The organism is Pseudomonas sp. SDO52101_S400 (assembly GCF_054071635.1).
The window spans coordinates 86,986-107,535 of the sequence record NZ_JBSVWF010000009.1; the positions used below are offsets into that span (position 1 = coordinate 86,986).

The following is a 20,550-nucleotide window of genomic DNA, read 5'->3' on the forward strand; positions in this document are numbered from 1 at the left end:
ATCTGCTGACTCAGCAACTCAATTAGCTTCTTGCCCTCGTAATAGGTTGCCTAAGCCGGCTGAGTCCACCGGACGGCTGATCAGATATCCCTGCACTTCATCGCAACCCTCGGACTTCAAGAATTCAAGTTGTTCGGGCCGCTCGACGCCCTCGGCCACCACTTTCAAAGACAAGCCATGAGCCATCGCAATGATCGCCCGTGTGATCGCAGCATCCTCACTGCCCTCGCCCAACCCGCGGATAAAGGCCTGATCGATCTTCACGTAATCCACCGGAATCCGCTTCAGATAGCTCAGCGACGAATAGCCGGTGCCGAAATCGTCGATCGCCAGCTTCACCCCCAGATCCCGTAGCTGCTGGAACGTGGCGATGATGTGCTCAACGCTGTCGAGCAACTGGCTCTCGGTCAGTTCCAGTTCGAGGTAGTGCGGCGCCAGCCCGGTTTCCTCCAATACCTGGCGCACCAGACTGACCAGTTTGCCCTGACGTAATTGATGCACCGACAGGTTCACTGAAACCCGGATCGGTTCCAGCCCCTGCCGCTGCCATTCGCAGGCCTGCCAACAGGCCTGACGCAGCACGAACTCTCCGATCGGACCGATCAGCCCCGTCTCCTCGGCCAGACCGATGAAGTCCCCCGGCGGCACCCGGCCCATGGTCGGATGATCCCAGCGCACCAGTGCTTCGGCGGCGTTGAGGCGGCCGGTCGCCAGACACAGTTTCGGCTGGTAGAACACGTTCAGTTGCTGGTCTTCGATGGCTTTGCGCAGCTGGTTTTCCAGCTGCAAACGCTCCAGCGTGCTGGCTTGCAGGCTGTCGGTGTAGAACTGGAAGTTGTTGCCACCCAGATGCTTGGCATGTTGCATGGCCATATTTGACTGGCTGACCAGCGTGGAAATCTCCCGGGCGTTGTCCGGCAGCATGCTGATGCCCATCGAGGCGCTGACCACCAGTTCATGCCCTTCCACCGTCAGCGGCAGTCGCAGCTTGGCCGACAGCCGTGTGGCGACCCGCGCCAGACTCGACAGGTTGCCGTAGGCATCAAACAACACCGCGAACTCGTCGCCGGACAACCGGGCGATGGTGTCGGCTTCCGGCAAGGCGTTGACCAGACGACGGGACATCTTTTGCAGCAACTGATCGGCGATCTCGTGGCCGAGACTGTCGTTGAGCAGCTTGAAGCGATCCAAATTGATGTGCAGCAGCGCCAGACTCCGGCGCCCGCCCTGCCGCACGCGTTGATGCGCTTCGTGCAGGCGTTCGCGGAACAGCGAGCGGTTGGCCAGGCCGGTGAGTTCGTCGTAGTGGGTCAGGTAGCGCATGCGCTCTTCGGATTCGCGGCGTGCCGACAGATCGGCGAAGAAGCCGACGATATGACTGACATTTCCCCGACTGTCGCGTACCGCATTCAGTTGCAGCCATTGCGGGTACAGCTCGCCGTTCTTGCGGGTTTCCACCAGTTCGCCCTGCCAGCTGCCGTGCTGCTCCAGCGCGTGGCGGATCGCGACGTAGTGTCGGCGGGCATCGCGGCTGCACGGCAGTTCGACGACATTGCGCCCGAGCATGTCATCGATGTCGTAACCGGTGACCCGGCTGAAGGCCTGATTGATGGCGATCAGCGCATAGTTCGGGTCAAGGATCACGATGCCTTCGCTGGCGGCTTCGAATACCGTGGCCGCCAATTGCTGCTGGGCTTCCAGACTTTTGCTGACACTGATGTCGCGCCGGGTGCCAACCATGCGGATGACTCGCCCGCTTTCGTCGCGCTCCACCGCACGTCCACGGTCTTCGATCCAGACCCAGTGACCGTCGCCATGGCGTACGCGGTATTCGATCTGATAATCCTCGGTGCGCCCCTTCAAGTGCTCGATCAGTGCTCGCTTGAGGGCCGGCACATCTTCCGGGTGCAAGCGTGGCCGCAGATGCCTGAGCAGCCCGGTGACGTATTCCGGGTCAATGCCGAACAGCTCCTGAATCTGCGTGTGATGAACTTCGTCGGTTTGCAGGTTCCAGTCCCATAGCCCCAGTTCACTGGCCTTCAACGCCAGGGCCAGGCGCGCTTCGCTTTTAATCAGGGCCTGATTGGCAGCGTCCAGTTCACGACTGCGTTGGGCCACGCGATCCTCAAGCTCCACCTGAGCTTCGCGCAACTTGCCCTCGGCGCAGCGGCGCTGCTCGATTTCCTTCGCCAACTCCTGATTGAGTTGTTCACTGCGCGATTGCGTTTGCTGCAGATGCTCAATCAGGTGCTGATTCTGGAAGCGCCGCAGCAAACCGCGATCGATCAGCCGATTGACCTGCCACGCCACCACGCTCAGGGAGCCGAGCAGAATAAGCCCGAGCCAGCCCCAGCCTCGCGCCTGTTCGTCACCGCCCCAGAACAGATAGCCGATGGCCGGCAGCAGGCACGGCAAGGTAAAGGAAAGAAAGGCCGGAATGCTCACGGCATAAGCCACGCTGGCTGACAGGGTCGCGGCACCGATCAGGCCGAACACCCAGGCTTGCTGCATGAAATTGTCGGCCGGGACCAGGGCGATGCCGGCGCCGGCCAGGGTCAGGCCGGTCATGGTCGAACCTAGCAAGAACATCCGCCCCCAGATCGGCTGGGCCTGACGATCGGGGATCGCCGAATCGAAGGCCGCGACCTGAATCACCCGCAGCGCCACCAGCGACAACAGCCAAACCATCCATACGCTGACCACGAAGTAACGTTGCGGACTCCAGAGCAGACCGGCGCAGACCAGACCATTGATCAACATGAACAGGGTGGGCAACAGCGAACCCTGATAAAGAAGGCGCGTGCGCTCGACCGCCATCTGAGTGGCGTAATGCTTGCGGATCACCCGGGGCTCCACAGAGGGGCCCGACAGGTCGAAGCTGAGGGTCATAGGCAACGTTCTTGTTCTTATAAGTGTGAGCATGCGCCCGGAAACGTGGACGGAGCATACACAAGCCCAACCACTTGCCAAACTGCTCCAGATCATAATTTCGCTGAAACTTTTCGACCTCCCGTCACCCGCAAAAGCCCCGACGCCAGGCGGGCCAACGCCTGTAGCCAGTGACCGACCGGTCGTCATCGGCAGCACTTTCATCGGCTAATGCAAAGCTCGGTTTGCCCGGGCCTGCGGCGCACCCTAGAATGCCCCGATGCGCGATGATCTCTCCCTTCTGCTGAACTCCCTCAACGATGCCCAACGCCAGGCCGTAGCGGCTCCCGTTGGTCGTCAATTGGTCCTGGCCGGTGCCGGCTCCGGCAAAACCCGAGTGCTGGTGCACCGTATTGCCTGGTTGATCCAGGTCGAAAACGCCTCGCCCCACTCGATCCTGTCGGTGACCTTCACCAACAAGGCTGCTGCCGAGATGCGTCACCGCATCGAGCAATTGCTGGGGATCAACCCGGCCGGCATGTGGGTCGGCACCTTCCACGGCCTGGCGCACCGCTTGTTGCGGGCGCACTGGCAGGAAGCCGGGCTGAGCCAGACCTTCCAGATTCTCGACAGCGATGACCAGCAACGCTTGGTCAAGCGGGTGATCCGTGAGCTGGGACTGGACGAACAACGGTGGCCGGCCCGTCAGGCCCAGTGGTTCATCAACGGGCAGAAAGACGAAGGTCTGCGTCCGCAACACATCCAGGCCAGCGGCGATCTGTACCTGGCCACCATGCGCGGCATCTATGAGGCCTACGAGGCTGCCTGCCTGCGCGCCGGCGTCATCGATTTCTCCGAACTGTTGCTGCGCGCCCTCGACCTGTGGCGCGACCATCCGGGCCTGCTGGCGCATTACCAGAAGCGCTTCCGGCACATTCTGGTGGACGAATTCCAGGACACCAACGCCGTGCAGTACGCCTGGTTGCGTCTGCTGGGCAAGGGCGGCGACAGCCTGATGGTGGTCGGCGACGACGACCAGTCGATCTACGGCTGGCGTGGCGCGAAAATCGAGAACATTCACCAGTATTCCTCCGACTTCCCGGATTCGGTGACCATCCGTCTGGAGCAGAACTACCGCTCCACCGCCGGCATCCTGAAAGCGGCCAACGCCCTGATCGCCAACAACACCGGACGTCTGGGCAAAGAGCTGTGGACCGACGGTGGCGACGGCGAAGCGATCAACCTGTACGCCGCGTTCAACGAACACGATGAAGCACGCTACGTTGTCGAAACCATCGAAAGCGCGCTGAAAACCGGCCTTGCTCGCAGCGATATCGCGATTCTCTACCGCTCCAACGCCCAATCCCGCGTTCTGGAAGAAGCCTTGCTGCGCGAGCGCATTCCGTACCGGATCTATGGCGGCCAGCGCTTCTTCGAGCGGGCGGAAATCAAGAACGCCATGGCCTACCTGCGTTTGCTGGAAGGTCGCGGCAACGATGCGGCGCTGGAACGGGTCATCAACGTCCCGGCCCGCGGCATCGGCGAAAAAACCGTCGAAGCGATTCGCGACCATGCCCGTCACAGCGATGTGTCGATGTGGGAAGCCATGCGCCAGCTGGTGGCCAATAAAGGCCTGACCGGTCGTGCGGCCGGTGCTCTCGGTGCGTTTATCGAGCTGATCGAGAACCTCGCCGCCAAGTGCGCCGAGATGCCGTTGCACCTGATGACCCAGACCGTCATCGAGCAATCCGGGCTGATCGCCTACCACGAAGCGGAAAAAGGCGAGAAAGGCCAGGCCCGGGTGGAAAACCTTGAGGAACTGGTCAGCGCCGCGCGCAACTTCGAGAACACCGAAGAAGACGAAGACCTGACGCCACTGGCGGCGTTCCTCGGCCACGCTTCACTGGAGGCCGGCGACACTCAGGCCGACGAACACGAAGACAGCATTCAGTTGATGACCCTGCACAGCGCCAAGGGCCTGGAATTCCCTTACGTGTTCCTGGTGGGCATGGAAGAAGGCCTGTTCCCGCACAAGATGAGCCTGGAAGAGCCTGGGCGTCTTGAGGAAGAACGACGCCTGGCCTACGTGGGCATCACCCGGGCCATGCAGAACCTGGTGATGACCTATGCTGAAACCCGACGCCTGTACGGCAGCGAAACCTACAACAAGGTTTCGCGATTCGTACGGGAAGTACCGAAAGGCCTGATTCAGGAAGTGCGCCTGTCGAACAGCGTCAGCCGACCGTTCGGCGGCAACCAGTCGATGAGCGGCAGCAATCTGTTCAGCGGCGCCGAGATTCCGGAAACCGGCCTCAGCCTCGGTCAGGCCGTGCGGCACTCGATCTTCGGCGACGGCGTGATCCTCAACTTCGAGGGCGCCGGCGCTCAGGCGCGGGTTCAGGTGAACTTCAGCGAAGGCAGCAAGTGGCTGATGCTGGGTTACGCAAAGCTGGAAGCGATCTAAACGCCGGTTCTGCTGTTCTGTGGGAGCGAGCCTGCTCGCGAATTGGAACGCCGCGGTTTACCTGATAAACCACGGTGCAGCCATCGCGAGCAAGCTCGCTCCCACATGGATTTTTGCAACCCTTACCGACAGGACACCATGCATGGGCTCTGGCTTCTTTTCCTCCTGGACATTCTGGGCCCTGCTTTCAGCGACTTTCGCCGCGCTGACGGCGATCTTCGCCAAGGTCGGCATCGAAAACGTCAACTCCGACTTTGCCACCCTGCTACGCACCATCGTGGTACTCGTCAGTCTGGCCTTGATTTTGTACGCGACGGGCCAATATCAGTCCTTGGGATCGATCTCTGCCAAAAGCTATCTGTTCCTGCTCTTGTCGGGCCTGGGTACTGGGGCTTCGTGGCTGTGCTACTTCCGGGCATTGAAAGTCGGACCGGCCTCACTGGTCGCCCCGGTGGACAAGCTCAGCGTGGTGTTGGTGGCAGTGCTCGGCGTGATTCTGCTGGGCGAGAAACTCGACCTGCGCCAATGGGGCGGCATCGGTCTGATCACCGCAGGCGTGGTGATGTTGGCGTTTCGACGCTGATCGATTTCCCAGTGAACCTACCTCCTTTTCCTACAGACAAAAGTACATGGCCTTATTGCCTCGACCGAGCTGAACGTAACCTGTCAGGCAAAAGCCCGAAACACTCTCTCGCTAGCCAGTGACACTTCAGCTGTGCAACATGGCGCGCGTGTCTCCACAAACGGGAATTCCCTTTATGAAACGTTTTCTTAGCATCGCCATGGCGTTGTGCATCGGCCTGACGATGAGCCTCGACGCCAACGCCAAGCGCTTCGGTGGTGGCAAAAGTGCCGGCGCTGCGCCGACGCACCAGACCAGCCAGATGGCTCCTTCTTCCCCAGGCATGGGCGGCGCGGCTGCGACCACGGGTGCTGCCGGTGCCGCAGGCGCGGCTGCCAAGGCCGGCGGCGCTTCGAAATGGCTCGGCCCTCTGGCCGGCATCGCTGCCGGTGGCCTGCTGGCGTCCATGTTCATGGGCGGCGGCTTCCAGGGCATGCAGATCTTCGACATCCTGATCATGGCCGTGATCGCGTTCGTGATCTTCCGCTTCATCGCCGCTCGTCGCCGCAAGCAGCAGGAGCAGTTCGCGCCGGCCGGCGCGCCGATGCAACGTGAAGTCTTCGAGCAGAAGCCTGCCGCCATGGGTTCGATCTTCGGTGGTTCGGCCGCTCCGGCTGCCGCCCGTCCGGTGATCAACGCACCGGCCTGGTTCAACGAGCAGCGCTTCCTCGAAGCCGCCCGCAGCCACTTCCAGGCACTGCAGCAGCACTGGGACGCCAACGAAATGGACAAGATCGCCGAGTTCGTGACCCCGCAAATGCTCGACTTCCTCAAGCGGGAGCGCGCGGATCTGGGTGACGGCTTCCAGTCCACCTACATCGATAACCTTCAGGTTCAACTGGATGGCGTGGATGATCGTGCGGACAAGACCATCGCTACCCTGACCTTCACCGGCGTGTCGAAAACTTCGCGTTTCGACCAGGGCGAAGTGTTCAACGAAAGCTGGAACATGGAACGTCCACAGGGCGACAACCAGCCTTGGCTGGTCGCCGGTATCCGCCAGAACGGCTGATCACCTCCGACGTTTTACCCGCAGCAATAAAAACCCCGGCCTCGGCCGGGGTTTTCTATTTCGCGGTTGCATCTATAGCGAGCTACTGTATAAACCGGCCCATATAAACCGCGCCATTCAAGCAAGAGGATCCCGGACGTGGAAGAAATCATCGAACAACTGCGCGAAGCCAACGAACCCGTACCGGTTCCCCTGGAGTTGCCCGACGAAGACCAACTGGTAGAAGTCGAAGAAGAACTCTTCATCAACATCCCGTTTGTCTTCAAAGAGTTTCTGCTGACCGTCAGCGACGTGGTTTACGGCAGCCTGGAACCGGTGACCGTCACCGATCCGCAGTCCCACACCTATCTGCCGGATGTGGCAGCCAACGCCTGGGACGCCGGCGTGCCGCGCGATCTGATCCCGATCTGCCAGGACGGCGACAACTACTACTGCGTCGAAGAAGACGGCACCGTGGTGCTGTGGTCCGGCGAAGAAGAGCTGATCACCGAAGAGTCCTGGGAGTCGGTCTGGCACTGGGCACGGGACGTCTGGCTGGAAAGCTGATCCCCCAGCCGCCCCGCCGGATCAATGCCCCGACGATTCCTTGTGGTTGTCGAGGGTTTCCAGCAAGGCCACCTGCATCCGCGTGTGTACCCGGATGAACCAGCGCCAGAGTAGCGCCGCCACGGCGGCCGCGACCACGGCGACCAGCACCAGCAACTTGTTGGTCGGCAAGATACTGGCCGACAAGGCTGCCAGCAGCAGGAAAATCACCAGCAGCGAGATAATCGGGATCACTTCGGCGATCACCCGACGCACTCGCTGCGTGTGACGCCCCGCCATCTCCGGTTTCACGCCCATCTCGGCCAGCAGCATCGACAGCGCCTTGAGCTTGCGATAGGCCGCAATCAGGAACGGCAGCGACAACAGCAACGCCCCGCCCCAGATCAACGCCTTCTGCCAGCTCGGATCGCTGATCCAGTCCTGCAGCCACGTCGAGAGGCGCCCGGCAAAGAATGCGCCGGCGAAGAAGATCGCAATCACCAGCGCCAGATTGACTCCGACCTGCAACAGAATCCGCCGAATCATCGAAGCCAGCATCGCGCCCTCGCCTTGCGGCTGAATGCTGCGCAGCCATTCGCCATACATCCCGAACACCCGCCCGAGGCGCTGCGGCATGGCAGCAGACAGCTTGATCGACAACGGATCGGCCGCGCGGATCAGGTAAGGCGTCAGCAATGTGGTAATGACAGAGACCGCCACGGCGACCGGATAGAGAAAGTTGCTCGTAACCTGCAACGTCATGCCCAACGCGGCGATGATGAAGGAGAATTCGCCAATCTGTGAAAGACCCATCCCGACCCGCAGTGAGGTGCGTCCGTCATTGCCGGCGATAAAGGCACCGAGGCCGCAGGACAGCATCTTGCCCAGCACCACGGCTACGGTGATCACCGCAATCGGCCACGCGTATTGCAGAAGGATCATCGGATCGAGCATCAGGCCGATGGCAACGAAGAAGATTGCACTGAACAAGTCGCGAACCGGCTCGATCAGACGCTCGATCTTCAGCAATTGCCGCGACTCGGCCATGATCGCACCGATCAGGAACGCACCGAGCACCATGCTGTACTCAAGCTTGACCACCAGCAGGCAGAAGCCGAAGCACAGCCCGAGCACGGTGATCAGCAGCATCTCGTTGCTTTCGAATTTGGCCACGTAAGCCAGCAATCGCGGCACCAGCAGAATGCCGATGACCAGTGCGACAATCATGAACAGCGACAGCTTGCCGACCGTGGAAAACACTTCGCCGGAACTCACTGTGCCGCTGACCGCAATACTCGACAGCAAGGCAATGATGCCGATACCGAGAATGTCCTCGACGATCAGCACACCGAAGATTAACTGGGCGAAGCGCTCGTTCTTCATCTTCAGGTCGTTGAGCGCCTTGACGATGATGGTGGTCGAGGAAATCGCCAGGATCGCGCCGAGGAACAGCGAGTCCATGGTGTTCCAGTCGAACCAGCGGCCGATTTCGTAGCCGATCCAGATCATCAGGATGATTTCCAGGAACGCCGCGATAAATGCCGTGGCGCCGACCTTGAACAACTTGCGCAGGCTGAACTCCAGGCCCAGGCAGAACATCAGGAAGATCACCCCCAGCTCGGCGAGAGTCTTGATGGTTTCTTCGTCGTGGATCAGGCCGAACGGCGGGGTGTGCGGGCCGATGATGAAGCCGGCGACGATGTAGCCAAGCACCACTGGCTGCTTGAAGCGGTGGAACAGAACGGTCACCACACCTGCGACCAACATGATCACTGCCAGATCCTGAATAAAGCTGATGGCATGCATGGCGTGGGCTCCTTGAATGACGAGACTCGCGGCAGGCGTCCGAAACGTCTGTTCGAGCCGAGTAAAAATCCGCTTTAGGTGTAGGAATCGCCCTTGGGGTGGGCTTTTGCAGGGTAACACCGCGACTTCCGGCTGAAAGGCGGTGCAATATATGGAAACAGATCGATCCGGGCGTGACGGCGGCCAGTTGCCCGGCGTCCCGATAACGGTGGTTTTGAAAAGCGACCAGGCACCCGCAGAGGTGCATCTTCCAGCAACCTGCCTTGACCCGTGAGAACGTTATGGAACCCGGAAACGCCCAGCTGTCGATGACGGTACTGATGACCCCCGACATGGCCAACTTCTCTGGCAATGTCCACGGCGGCACCCTGCTCAAATACCTCGACGAAGTGGCATACGCCTGCGCCAGCCGCTACGCCGGCCGCTACGTGGTGACCCTGTCGGTGGATCAGGTGATTTTCCGCGAGCCGATCCATGTCGGCGAACTGGTGACCTTCCTGGCGTCGGTCAACTACACCGGCAACACCTCGATGGAAGTCGGCATCAAAGTGGTCACCGAGAACATTCGCGAGCGCTCGGTGCGCCACACCAACAGCTGCTTCTTCACCATGGTTGCCGTGGACGATCAGCGCAAACCGGCCGCCGTGCCGCCGCTGCAACCGCAGAACAGCGAAGACAAACGCCGCTACATGCAGGCCCAGCAGCGCCGGCAGATTCGCCAGGAGCTGGAAAAGCGCTATCAGGAAATCAAGGGCGACGCCTGATCAGCCCTTCGATCTATGGCGCTCTGTAGATAGCTTTCGCGAGCAAGCCCGCTCCCACAGGAAGAACGCATTCCAAATATGGGAGCGGGCTTGCTCGCGAATGAGGGCAACGCGGTCTTACAGACTGATCGCCGTTGCCTCGAACTTCACCCGCGGATGCGCAATCCGGTCCTGCGCTCGCACCAGTTGCAGCTCGTAACTGGCACAGGCCTGGGTTTCCAGCAGCACTTCATGCACCGCCGCCGCGGTGAATTCAAACGCCGCCACCAGGCTGTCGCCGAGCAGCACCCGCGCCAGGAACAGGCCGGACGTCAGATCGCCCACACCGACCGGCTGACGCGGGAATGCGAGCAGCGGACGACGCAGATGCCAACTGCCCTCGGCCGTCACCAGCAGCATCTCGAAGCCATCCGCCGGTTTCCCCGGGTAGTCCAGATGTTTGACCAGCACCGCTTTCGGCCCACGCGCCAGCAGCGCCCGCGCCATTGCCAGGCAATCGAACAGCGACTGCGGCTTGCGCCCCGAGAAACTGTCCAGCTCCAGCTGGTTCGGGCACATGAAATCCGCCACTGCCGCGGCTTCGTCCAGCAGGAAGTCGCTGACTTCGGCCGGTACGCTGCAACCCTTCTCTGGATGGCCCATCACCGGATCGCACAGGTACAAGGCTTTCGGATTGACCGATTTGATTCGCTCGATACCACTGAGAATCGCCCGGCCCTGCGCCGCACTGCCGAGATAGCCGGACAGCACGGCGTCGCAATTGCCCAACTCCCCAATGGCGGCGATACCTTCAACCAGTTCCGGTATCCGCTGCGGTGCCAGCACTTCCCCGGCCCACTGGCCGTACTGGGTGTGGTTGGAGAACTGCACGGTGTTGAGCGGCCAGACATTGACCCCGACTCGCTGCATCGGAAAAACCGCAGCGCTGTTGCCGGCGTGGCCGAAGACCACATGGGACTGGATGGCGAGCAAATGAGGCGTACGTTTCATTCGGGTTTTTCCGTAAAACGATTGAAATTCAAGCCGCGCAGTATGCGACGAAACGCAGCCTGTACGACAGACCGGCGACGCAGTTAAGCTGATGCCAACTTTTGGAGTTTCTTGTTGATGCTGACCCTGGAAAACATTTTCGTGCTGATGCTGTTCGCCGTTGCCGGCGCGTGGCTTTGGCATAACCACGGCCTGCGCGAGCGGGCGCTGGAACGGGTCAAGCAGCATTGCGTGAATGTCGGCGTCGAACTGCTCGACGGCAACGTGGCGCTGAAGAAAATCGGCCTCATCAAGGATGCCAGCGGGCGTCGTCGTCTGGCCCGGGTCTACAACTTCGAATTCACCGTGACCGGCGAAACCCGTCACAACGGCACCATTACCCAGTTCGGCCCCCACAGCGCGCAAATCGAACTGGCGCCCTACCCGGCACCGTTCGACGACACCCCGCCGGTGGTAGAAGTCGCCAAGCCGAGTGCGCAAGTCATCGAACTGAGCCAGTGGCGCCAGGAACACACCAAGTGGAAGCCTTGAGTCAGGCCGCTTGAATCCGACAGCCGGCCATTCCTGCCTGCAGCTCATCGATTGCTTGCGATTGGTCGAAAATCAGCTCGATCCGGGAATCCTTGCGCCATTCGCTGGGCTGCCAGTCCAGTTTGGCGTTATCCAGGGCATTGGCTGATTTCCAGCCAGTCTGGCTGTGGATAACCAGCTTCGCCCGGCGCCAGTTCAGGGATTCCAGCCACTGAGTCATGCGAGTCACGTCAAACGTCTGGCTTGGGTGCCAGCGCCAGCCGATGCTCCAACCGCCTTCCTGCGCCTGACTCAGGCAAATCGGCAAAGCCGGATCACTCCAGACGGCCGGCATCTGCGCCAGCCCCTTGGGCACGATCAACTTATCCACACCCGCTTGCGCTTGAGCTGTCACACCCGGTAATTCGCTCAGGGGCAACGACGCCTGTTGTGTCCAGATCAGCCTGACCGGCGGTAGCTGGCGGACGATCAACTCTCGCGCGGATTCATCGAGGTTTTCCGCCTTGTTCAACACCAGCAAACCGGCATTCGGGACTGCCTCCCATTGAGCCGGCGGCAGTATCTTGCCCGCCGCCAGCGCCTGGGCGTCCAGCACCAGTACGCAGGGTTGAACGGCGAGAACGCCTTGCCATGGCGCCTCACTCAGTTGTTGCAGCAACTGCGCCGGATGCCCCACCCCGGAAGGCTCGATAAACAGGCGATCCGGCTGAGCCTTGCGCAGCAAACGACCCAGCCCGATTTGAAACGGCGCACCATTCACGCAACACAAACAGCCCCCGGCCACTTCGCCCAGTGCGATACCATCGGCGTCCCTGGTCAACAGCGCAGCGTCGAGGCCGATCTGGCCGAACTCGTTGATCAGTACCGCCCAGCGCTCACCGGCCGGTCGTTGCGCCATGAGCTGACGGATCAGGCTGGTCTTGCCGGCGCCCAAGGGACCTGCGATGACGTGGGTGGGAATGTTCTGCAACATGATCAAGGGTTCTGGAGGTCGGGAATGCGGTGGATGGGATGGACGTTGCTGTTGGCATTGGTGTCGGGTGAGGCTCTGGCCCAGGCTTGCGTGGTGCACAGCCAGGCGGAACGCCTCGACGTGAAGGTCTGCCAGCAGAACCGCAACATCCCGGAGAAGCTCTTCAGCGACGGTTTCTGCCAGCCGACGCTGGCGGGGCAGAAAGTCGACGTGCAGTACGTCGATCTGTGCCCTGCAGGGGCTTTTGGCGTGTGCAGCAACGCGCAAGTCGCCAATATGCCTTATCGCCAGGATATCCACTATTACGGCGTGGCCACTGATGCGGCCTATTTGAAGCCGTACTGCGAAAGCCAGAGCCAGGGCAACTGGCTCAAGCCTTGAGGTGTCAGCCCAACCAGTCGAGGGTCAGCATCAGACGCCGTTCACCCGAAGCCGGTTGCGGAGAACGATGGATCAGGCCGAAACCCTCGTTGCCGTGCCACTTTTCTCCTTTGAGCAGCGCCACCTCGCCGTTCGTCAGTTGCTGAATCCGCGATTTTTCCTGCGGTTCGGCGAGCGGTTTTCCCAGTTGCCGGCGATCCATTTCCCCTTCCTTCAGCCACTCGCTGCCAATACCGGCGTAGGTGGTGATCAGCCGAACGGGCACATGATCAACGTGAAAACGCGGGCACATCGCCTTGTCCAGCACACGCAAGCGCAGGCCGATCCGCCGTGCACCGAGCAGGCAGGCAAAAGCGCCGACCAGCCATTTCAGGTCGGCGATAAAGCCTTCGTAGCCTTCCAGGTCGCGGAATCCGCTGGCCAAGCCGGACAGGTCTGGCTCGGTGTCTTCGTCAGGTAATTCGAGGCCCAGCGCTTCGGCGTAGGGCTCGTTGAGTGACAGCAACAACTTCGCAAAATCGGTGACATGCAGCGGTAGTTGCCGCTGCCAGACGGCGAGGTTTATTTCATCTTCCAGAATGCTCGCCAGCGCTTGCGGGGTCGGGCCGAGGACTTGATGACGCGTTCTGTTTTGCAACGGTTTGAGGGCAAGCATCACGCGGCCTCGTCATGCCAGGGGCCGAAAGGATCGGCCAGCGATCGCCAGCCTTCGACACCGAGCGCCATCTCGGCGTCAGTGAGCAGACAGTCGTCCAGGGCTGACTTGAGTTGTGCGAAATCGATGTTCTGACCGATAAACACCAACTCCTGACGACAGTCTCCTACGCTGGCGGCCCAGTTTTCCATGATCGCAGCGGTGCTTTCCTGATCCTGCGGCCACTGATTCTTCGGCACGAAACGCCACCAGCGCCCGGCGAAACCGTGGCGCATCAAACCGCCCGCCTGGGACCAGCTGCCGGCATCCGTGGGTTTGCTCGCGAGCCAGAAGAAACCTTTGGAGCGCAGCAGCTTGCCGTTCACCCAAGGTCGGTCGATGAAGTCGAAAAAACGCTGAGGGTGAAAGGGTCGGCGCGCGCGGTAGGCCGTGGACGCGATGCCGTACTCCTCGGTTTCCGGCATATGTTCGCCACGCAATTCCTGAAGCCAGCCCGGGGCTGTTGCAGCCCTGTCGAAGTCGAAGCGGTGGGTGTTGAGGATCTTCTCCAGCGGCACTTCACCCATCACCATCGGGATGATCTCGGCGTTGGCGTTCAGCCGCTTGAGGATCGCCATCAGCTCTTCCCGTTCGCTGCTGCTGATCAGATCGATCTTGCTGATCAACAGAACGTCGGCGAACTCGATCTGTTCGATCAACAGATCGGTGATCGAACGCTCATCTTCTTCACCAAGGATTTCGCCACGGGAGGCCAGGCTTTCGGCGGCCTGGAAATCAGGCAGGAAATTCAGGCCGTCGACTACAGTGACCATGGTGTCGAGGCGAGCGATGTCTGCGAGGCTCTGACCCTGCTCGTCACGGAAGGTGAAGGTCTCGGCGATCGGCAATGGCTCGGAAATGCCGGTGGATTCGATGAGCAGATAATCGAATCGGCCTTCCCGGGCCAGTTTGGCGACCTCCTCCAGAAGGTCTTCGCGTAACGTACAGCAGATACAGCCGTTGCTCATCTCCACGAGCTTTTCTTCTGCGCGGTTCAGGTCGACATCACGCTGGACTTCGCTGCCATCGATATTGATTTCGCTCATATCGTTGACGATCACTGCCACACGCAAATCGTCTCTGTTACGTAGTACGTAATTCAAAAGTGTACTTTTTCCGGCGCCAAGAAAGCCGGATAAAACGGTCACGGGAAGCGGTGAAGACATGGGGTAAACCTCATCAAACGGTAGCTAAACGCAGGAAACGCTCTCGGCGGCAGGCGTTCTTGGGCTTCGACGAGACAGTCAGAGAAGCAGACGCTTGAAAACAGGAGCCACGGAAAGCCTGATCGAATTTATGTTATAGTATAACAATATTAAAGATCCACTTTCTTCTTGCCGGGAATGACAAAGGGCTGGAAGCTGTGAACACTTCGCCCTTGAGCTGCCTCATGAAAACTGCGCTGAAATGCTCACTCCTCGGTCTCGCCTTGCTGGCCTTCGACGCTTGGGGGCAAGTTCCAGGTCTCGCTAACTGCACGCGCAGCGCTAACCTGTTGGCGTGTGTCGATGCCAATGGCAATGCCTATAGCGTCAACACCGCCGGCAAGACGATTTATTTGCGGGGTTTCGAGAAGATTGGCCAACGTTATTGGGCGCAAACCAACAGCAATTACGGGCAACTGACGTTCTTCACCGGGATCGCTTCCGACGGCGAAGCCTGGGTCGGCTACAACCGGCGGGTGGGCTGGACGACGATCAACCGCTTCTCCAGCTCCGGCGGAAGCACCGGGAAGTTCACCTGTAGCCGACTTACAGGCTGCTAGACACGCACCTGTTGCTGCTCCTGCTGCCAGGCGATATAGCTGTCGGCCGGTGGATTTTTCTGGAAATAACGCTGCAACCCTTCAAACAATCCATCAGCAACCGCTTGCTGATGACGAGCAGTGACCAGTCGCTGACTGTCCCGCGCATTGGAAATAAACCCGGTCTCTACCAGAATCGACGGCACATCGGGTGACTTCAGCACCGCAAATCCCGCTTGTTCCACACGCTTTTGATGCAACGTGGTGATGCCCGCCAGACTTCCCAGGACCGTGCTGCCCAACTGCAAACTGGCGGCGATCGTAGCGTTCATCGACATATCGAGGATGACTCCGGCGAGCATCGGATCCTTGTCCTTGAGATTCAGCAGGCTGGTTGCACCCAGCAGATCTGCACCGTTTTCCCGCTGAGCCATGAAGCGCGCAGTGGCCGATGTCGCGCCACCCTCAGACAGGCAATACACCGAAGCACCCGATGCGGTCAGACGCGGCGCGGCATCTGCGTGCACCGAAATGAACATGTCAGCCTTGTGCTGGCGAGCAATATCGACCCGTTTGCGGAGCGGCACGAAGAAATCGTCATTGCGCACAAGCTTCACATCGAAGCCCTTTTCCCGCTTCAAGCGACGAGCGAGCAACTGTGAAATCGATAGCACAACGTCCTTTTCCCGCTCGCCTTTTGCACCGACCGCACCAGGGTCTTTGCCGCCATGACCAGGGTCGACCACGACAATAATGTCTCGTTTGGGATGAGTGGTTTTACCTGGTGTTTCACGTGGAACGCTCGGCATTGCCACTTTTGAATCGCTCAAAAGATCCAGAACCAGGCGATGCCCCTGCCCATCCTGAGGCGCCAGCAGAAAGGTATTGAGCTGAACCGGACGATTCAAATCCAGAACGATTCGGGTATCGCCCTTACCAAAATGCCCGGATCGGATGCTGCGAATGACGGTTTCACTGAGCGCCAACTGACTGAAATCGCCACTCAAACTGGCACCACTCAAGTCGATGATCAGACGATCCGGCGCACTCAGCGTGAACGTCTTGTAGCTCACCGGTCCACTCAAATCGAAGACCAACCGAAGCTTGTCATCCGAACGCCAGAGGCGTGCGTTGCGAATTTGTGTGGCGCTTACATTGAATGGAAAAGCCAGAGCGGCGCTGGCCAGCATCAGGTTAAGCAAATGGCGTCTGTGCATATGAAAACCCGTACATGAAAAAGGCATCGTGATTTGAATTGTTATAATGTAACATCAAATTCAATCAACACGATGGTACTGAACATGAATGCGCTGACGCTGCCGGATATCGCCGCGCAAGCTGCCCGCCAAGCCCTGCCGCTTGATTGGGTGGGGATGTGTGGCATCGCTCTACCTGTCCTTATCGAAGGCCAACGCCTGGCAGCAAAGGCCGATGCGGGGGTCAGCCTGGATGATGGTGAGGCTCGTGGCATTCACATGTCACGGTTGTATCTGGCGCTGGAAATGCTGGAACAACAAAACCTCACTCCCGTACTTCTGCACCAGGTTTTGCAGCGATTCCTCGACAGCCATGAAGGCCTGGCCAACAGCGCCTATTTGAATATCCATGCGGATTTGCTGCTCAGAAGGCCCGCATTGGTCAGCCCATTGGCAGGATGGAAAACCTATCCGGTGACCATTGCAGCCACTCTGAAAGACAAAGTGTTCCACGTGGAACTGAAAATTGAGGTGGCTTATTCCTCGACTTGCCCTTGCTCAGCCGCTCTGGCGAGGCAATTGATCCAGCAGCAATTCGTCGACGATTTCGCCAACAAGCCGTTGCAACATGCCGAGGTTCTGGCTTGGCTGGGCTCGACTCAAGGGATCGTCGCAACGCCCCACAGCCAACGCAGCACCGCCCTACTGCATCTGCACCTGGATGAATTCGTCGATGGTTTACCACTGACCTCGACCATCAACGACGCCGAAGCCGCCCTCGGCACCGCCGTGCAAACCGCCGTAAAGCGCGCCGATGAACAAGCCTTCGCCCTCGCCAATGGCCAGAACCTGATGTTCTGCGAAGACGCCGCCCGACGTCTGAATCTGGCGTTGCGTCGCTCGCCCGGCATCCGCGAGTTCCACCTGCGCGTGACCCACGCCGAAAGCCTCCACGCCCACGATGCAGTCGCTGAAAGTCACTGGCGCCGGGAGACCGAATGATCCGTCTCCAATCCTTGAGTTGGGGTGCACCCGGCCAACCACTCACCCCGCCGCTGAGCCTTCAATTGGAACGCGGCAGCCTGACCGCCATCATCGGTGTAAACGGCAGCGGCAAAAGCAGCCTGCTGAAAGTCATCGCCGGATTACAGAGGCCTTTGGCCGGCACCGTTGCATTAGGCGTCCCTCGCCAAAGTGGTTTGTCATTCCTTCCCCAGCAACAGCACCTGGATCGCCAATTCCCGATCAGCCTTCAGGAACTGGTAGCCGCCGGATTCTGGGGACGCCGACTGTCAACGCAACTGCGCGCACAACGCCTGACTCAAGCACTTGAAGATTGGCACTTGAGTGGCCTGGAACAGCGCCCGTTGATGGCGCTCTCCGGCGGTGAACTGCAACGCGCCCTGCTCGCTCGCCTGAGTCTGGCCGACACGCCTTTGCTGCTGCTCGACGAACCCCATGCAGCCCTCGATGAGCCCGGTCAGGCATTGCTCTGGCAACACCTGCATACCTGGCATGAGCAAGGCCGGACACTGGTGATTGTTTGCCACGACCTCGCCGCCGTCCGCCAACACATTCCACAAACGCTGCTGATCAAACACAGCGGCTGCGTGTTCGGTCCCAGTGTCGAACTGATTCAGCAAACACCCAACGTGCAGGTGGCCTGATGCACGCCGCCGCACACTTCTGGCAACCGTTCCTTGAGTTTGTGTTCATGCGCCGGGCGCTGCTTGGCGGTCTGCTGCTGGCGTGCAGCACCGCGCCATTGGGCGTGTTCCTGATCCTGCGACGCATGAGCCTGATCGGCGACGCCGTCGCCCACGGCATTCTTCCCGGTGCCGCGCTTGGCTTCTGGTTTGCTGGCCTGAGTCTCCCTGCGCTGACACTCGGCGGCCTCGGCGCGGGCCTGAGCATGGCCGGATTGGCTGCATGGATTACCCGCCGCACCGGCCTGCGCGAAGACGCCAGCCTCGCGGCGATCTATCCGATTTCCCTGGCCAGCGGCGTGCTGATTCTGGGTATCGCCGGCAAACGACTCGACCTGCTGCATTTGCTGTTCGGTTCGGCACTGGCCGTCGACGGACCAACCCTCAAGGGCATGTTGGGCGTTTCGCTGCTGAGCCTGATTGCCATGGCGCTGATCTACCGCCCACTTCTGCTCGACACCCTCGACCCACTTTTTTTACGCACAGTCAGCCGACTCGGCCCGATCGCCCACGGCATGTTCCTGACTCTGGTGGTACTGAATCTGGTCATCGGATTCCAGGCCATCGGCGCATTGATGGTGGTCGGACTAATGATGCTGCCCGCCGCCGCTTCACGCTTCTGGAGCCGCCGTCTGCCGACCTTGATCGCCATCGCCGCCGTGATTGGTTGCCTGTCGGTGTGGCTCGGTCTGCTGCTGTCGTTCTACTACTCGCTGCCCAGCGGTCCGGCCATCGTGCTGGTCGCAGGCATCGGTTACCTGTTGTCCGTCGTGCTCGGGCCGGTTCACGGTCTGCTGCGCCGCCCGCCCTTGCTCACATCCCAATGAGGTGTTTCCCGATGCGCGCTCTACTCGTGTTGTTCAGCCTGATGCTGTCGATGTCATTGTCGGCGGCGGAGAAACTGCCGGTGGTCACCAGTTTCAGCATCCTCGCCGACATGGTGCATCAGGTCGGCGGCGAGCATATCCAGATCACCAACATGGTCGGGCCAGACGCTGATGCCCACACCTACGAACCGACGCCCGACGATGCCAAGGCCCTTCTAAAAGCAAAACTGATCGTGAAAAACGGACTGGGTTTCGAGCCATGGCTGGACCGCCTGGTGACCAGCACCGACACCAAAGCCACCGTCATCAGCGCCAGCCACGGTGTGATTCCCCGCTCTCTGGATGAGGACGGCGAAACCGTTCCCGACCCTCACGCCTGGCACAACCTGGCCAACACCGAGTTGTATGTCGCCAACATCACCAAGGCACTGATCGCCGCCGACCCGGCGAACAAAGCCGACTACGAACGCAACAGCAAGGACTACCTGAAACAGATCTACGCCCTCCTCGCCGAAGCCAAGGCCAAGCTCGGTTCCCTGCCACCGGGCAATCGCAAAATCGTTACCAGCCACGACGCCTTCGGTTATCTCGGCCAAGCCTACGGCATCGACTTCATGGCGCCGCAAGGTCTGTCCACCGAGCGTGAACCCTCCGCCGCCGAAGTCGCCGCACTGATCACCCAGATCCGTCAGGCCAAGGTCAAAGCGGTGTTCATGGAAAACATCAAAGACGCGCGCCTGCTCAAACAGATCGCCGACGAAAGCGGCGCACACATCGGCGGCACGCTGTACTCCGATGCCCTCGCCGCGTCGGGTCCGGCCAGCACATTCACCGGCCTGTTCGAATACAACCTCAACACTCTTTACGACGCCCTGAGCCAACCATGATCCGCAAAAATCCTTCCGGCGATCTGCCGCAAATTGCCGAGTCTGCCTACGTCGATAAAACCGCGATCATCTGCGGCAAAGTGGTGATCGGCGAAAATGTGTTCGTCGGCCCCTACGCGGTCATTCGCGCCGATGAAGTGGACGCCTCGGGCGAGATGGAGCCGATCACCATCGGCGCCAATTCGAACATCCAGGATGGCGTGGTGATTCACTCCAAATCCGGCGCAGCGGTGACCATCGGCGAGTTCAGCTCCATCGCTCACCGCTCGATCGTGCATGGCCCGTGCAAAGTCGGCGACCGGGTGTTCATCGGCTTCAACAGCGTGCTGTTCAATTGCGTGGTCGGCAACGGTTGCGTGGTGCGGCACAACTCGGTGGTCGACGGACGGGATCTCCCGGATGCGTTCTACGTGCCCTCCACCACCCGCATCGGGCCGGGCACCGACCTCTCGCAATTCCCGCCGGTGAGCGTCAGCGCTTCGGAGTTTTCCGAAGACGTGGCGCGCACCAACGTCGATCTGGTGCGGGGCTACAAAGCCCTGCAGAACGAGTTCTGAACC

General features: G+C 60.3%; 20 protein-coding genes. 13 read left to right on the forward strand and 7 right to left on the reverse strand.

Annotated features, from left to right (window positions below; all coding sequences use genetic code 11):
• Window positions 1-18: 18 nt before the first annotated feature.
• Window positions 19-2,889 (reverse strand): EAL domain-containing protein, encoded by a 2,871-nt coding sequence (locus ACW9HX_RS06850; RefSeq protein ID WP_457379982.1) that lies wholly within the window; start codon window positions 2,887-2,889, stop codon window positions 19-21.
• Window positions 2,890-3,148: 259 nt separating this feature from the next.
• Here ACW9HX_RS06850 and uvrD point away from each other — a divergent pair, with 259 nt between their 5' ends.
• From uvrD to ACW9HX_RS06870, 4 genes are all read left to right on the forward strand, one after another.
• Complete coding sequence (gene uvrD / locus ACW9HX_RS06855; RefSeq protein ID WP_102620645.1) at window positions 3,149-5,332, forward strand: DNA helicase II; 2,184 nt, start codon at window positions 3,149-3,151, stop codon at window positions 5,330-5,332.
• A 142-nt stretch (window positions 5,333-5,474) separates the two neighbouring features.
• Window positions 5,475-5,915, forward strand: coding sequence for an EamA family transporter (locus ACW9HX_RS06860; RefSeq protein WP_016984014.1), 441 nt, complete (start codon window positions 5,475-5,477; stop codon window positions 5,913-5,915).
• 175 nt (window positions 5,916-6,090) lie between these two features.
• Window positions 6,091-6,966 carry a Tim44 domain-containing protein gene (locus ACW9HX_RS06865; protein WP_457379983.1) on the forward strand — a complete coding sequence of 292 codons (876 nt, stop codon included), beginning with the start codon at window positions 6,091-6,093 and terminating at the stop codon, window positions 6,964-6,966.
• A gap of 138 nt (window positions 6,967-7,104) precedes the next feature.
• Window positions 7,105-7,512 carry an SMI1/KNR4 family protein gene (locus tag ACW9HX_RS06870; RefSeq protein WP_007995855.1) on the forward strand — a complete coding sequence of 136 codons (408 nt, stop codon included), beginning with the start codon at window positions 7,105-7,107 and terminating at the stop codon, window positions 7,510-7,512.
• Window positions 7,513-7,533: 21 nt separating this feature from the next.
• On the opposite strand, the gene ACW9HX_RS06875 is transcribed toward ACW9HX_RS06870, so the two are convergent.
• Window positions 7,534-9,297 (reverse strand): cation:proton antiporter, encoded by a 1,764-nt coding sequence (locus ACW9HX_RS06875; protein ID WP_169432529.1) that lies wholly within the window; start codon window positions 9,295-9,297, stop codon window positions 7,534-7,536.
• A 281-nt stretch (window positions 9,298-9,578) separates the two neighbouring features.
• On the opposite strand from ACW9HX_RS06875, the gene ACW9HX_RS06880 reads away from it, so the two are divergent.
• Window positions 9,579-10,061, forward strand: a complete 483-nt coding sequence (locus ACW9HX_RS06880; RefSeq protein WP_003229693.1) for an acyl-CoA thioesterase — start codon at window positions 9,579-9,581, stop codon at window positions 10,059-10,061.
• 117 nt (window positions 10,062-10,178) lie between these two features.
• On the opposite strand, the gene pdxY is transcribed toward ACW9HX_RS06880, so the two are convergent.
• On the reverse strand, window positions 10,179-11,051 hold the full coding sequence (gene pdxY / locus ACW9HX_RS06885) for a pyridoxal kinase PdxY (protein ID WP_457379984.1): 873 nt from the start codon (window positions 11,049-11,051) through the stop codon (window positions 10,179-10,181).
• Between the two features lie 117 nt (window positions 11,052-11,168).
• Here pdxY and ACW9HX_RS06890 point away from each other — a divergent pair, with 117 nt between their 5' ends.
• On the forward strand, window positions 11,169-11,582 hold the full coding sequence (locus ACW9HX_RS06890) for a DUF3301 domain-containing protein (RefSeq protein ID WP_119426866.1): 414 nt from the start codon (window positions 11,169-11,171) through the stop codon (window positions 11,580-11,582).
• 1 nt (window position 11,583) lies between these two features.
• On the opposite strand, the gene ACW9HX_RS06895 is transcribed toward ACW9HX_RS06890, so the two are convergent.
• The gene (locus ACW9HX_RS06895; RefSeq protein WP_457379985.1) at window positions 11,584-12,555 is read right to left on the reverse strand and encodes a CobW family GTP-binding protein; all 972 of its coding nucleotides are present in this window, start codon (window positions 12,553-12,555) and stop codon (window positions 11,584-11,586) included.
• Between the two features lie 24 nt (window positions 12,556-12,579).
• Between ACW9HX_RS06895 and ACW9HX_RS06900 the strand changes: the two genes are divergently transcribed.
• Window positions 12,580-12,936, forward strand: a complete 357-nt coding sequence (locus ACW9HX_RS06900; RefSeq protein ID WP_457379986.1) for an NADH:ubiquinone oxidoreductase — start codon at window positions 12,580-12,582, stop codon at window positions 12,934-12,936.
• A gap of 4 nt (window positions 12,937-12,940) precedes the next feature.
• Here ACW9HX_RS06900 and ACW9HX_RS06905 read toward each other — a convergent pair whose 3' ends face one another.
• Together ACW9HX_RS06905 and zigA are read right to left on the reverse strand one after the other, a co-directional pair.
• A complete protein-coding gene (locus ACW9HX_RS06905) occupies window positions 12,941-13,591 on the reverse strand; it encodes a DUF1826 domain-containing protein (protein WP_457379987.1) in 651 nt (216 codons plus the stop codon).
• Complete coding sequence (gene zigA / locus ACW9HX_RS06910; RefSeq protein WP_457379988.1) at window positions 13,591-14,796, reverse strand: zinc metallochaperone GTPase ZigA; 1,206 nt, start codon at window positions 14,794-14,796, stop codon at window positions 13,591-13,593. The genes ACW9HX_RS06905 and zigA overlap by 1 nt, the downstream gene beginning before the upstream one ends.
• A 224-nt stretch (window positions 14,797-15,020) precedes the next feature.
• On the opposite strand from zigA, the gene ACW9HX_RS06915 reads away from it, so the two are divergent.
• Window positions 15,021-15,395, forward strand: a complete 375-nt coding sequence (locus tag ACW9HX_RS06915) for a glutamine synthetase (protein ID WP_457379989.1) — start codon at window positions 15,021-15,023, stop codon at window positions 15,393-15,395.
• Here ACW9HX_RS06915 and ACW9HX_RS06920 read toward each other — a convergent pair.
• Entirely contained in the window at window positions 15,392-16,591 is a 1,200-nt protein-coding gene (locus tag ACW9HX_RS06920) for an N-acetylmuramoyl-L-alanine amidase (RefSeq protein ID WP_457379990.1), read from the reverse strand. The two genes, ACW9HX_RS06915 and ACW9HX_RS06920, sit on opposite strands and share 4 nt — an antisense overlap.
• Window positions 16,592-16,675: 84 nt before the next feature.
• Between ACW9HX_RS06920 and folE2 the strand changes: the two genes are divergently transcribed.
• Genes folE2 through ACW9HX_RS06945 form a run of 5 tightly spaced genes read left to right on the forward strand, consistent with a single transcriptional unit; the run spans window position 16,676 to window position 20,547 of the window.
• A complete protein-coding gene (folE2, locus tag ACW9HX_RS06925; RefSeq protein ID WP_457379991.1) occupies window positions 16,676-17,572 on the forward strand; it encodes a GTP cyclohydrolase FolE2 in 897 nt (298 codons plus the stop codon).
• Window positions 17,569-18,237: a metal ABC transporter ATP-binding protein gene (locus ACW9HX_RS06930; RefSeq protein ID WP_457379992.1), complete on the forward strand. Its 669-nt coding sequence runs from the start codon at window positions 17,569-17,571 to the stop codon at window positions 18,235-18,237. Before folE2 ends, ACW9HX_RS06930 begins: the two co-directional genes overlap by 4 nt.
• Complete coding sequence (locus ACW9HX_RS06935; protein ID WP_457379993.1) at window positions 18,237-19,103, forward strand: metal ABC transporter permease; 867 nt, start codon at window positions 18,237-18,239, stop codon at window positions 19,101-19,103. The genes ACW9HX_RS06930 and ACW9HX_RS06935 overlap by 1 nt, the downstream gene beginning before the upstream one ends.
• Before the next feature lie 11 nt (window positions 19,104-19,114).
• Complete coding sequence (locus ACW9HX_RS06940; RefSeq protein WP_457379994.1) at window positions 19,115-19,990, forward strand: metal ABC transporter substrate-binding protein; 876 nt, start codon at window positions 19,115-19,117, stop codon at window positions 19,988-19,990.
• On the forward strand, window positions 19,987-20,547 hold the full coding sequence (locus ACW9HX_RS06945; RefSeq protein ID WP_085731299.1) for a gamma carbonic anhydrase family protein: 561 nt from the start codon (window positions 19,987-19,989) through the stop codon (window positions 20,545-20,547). The genes ACW9HX_RS06940 and ACW9HX_RS06945 overlap by 4 nt, the downstream gene beginning before the upstream one ends.
• Window positions 20,548-20,550: the final 3 nt, after the last annotated feature.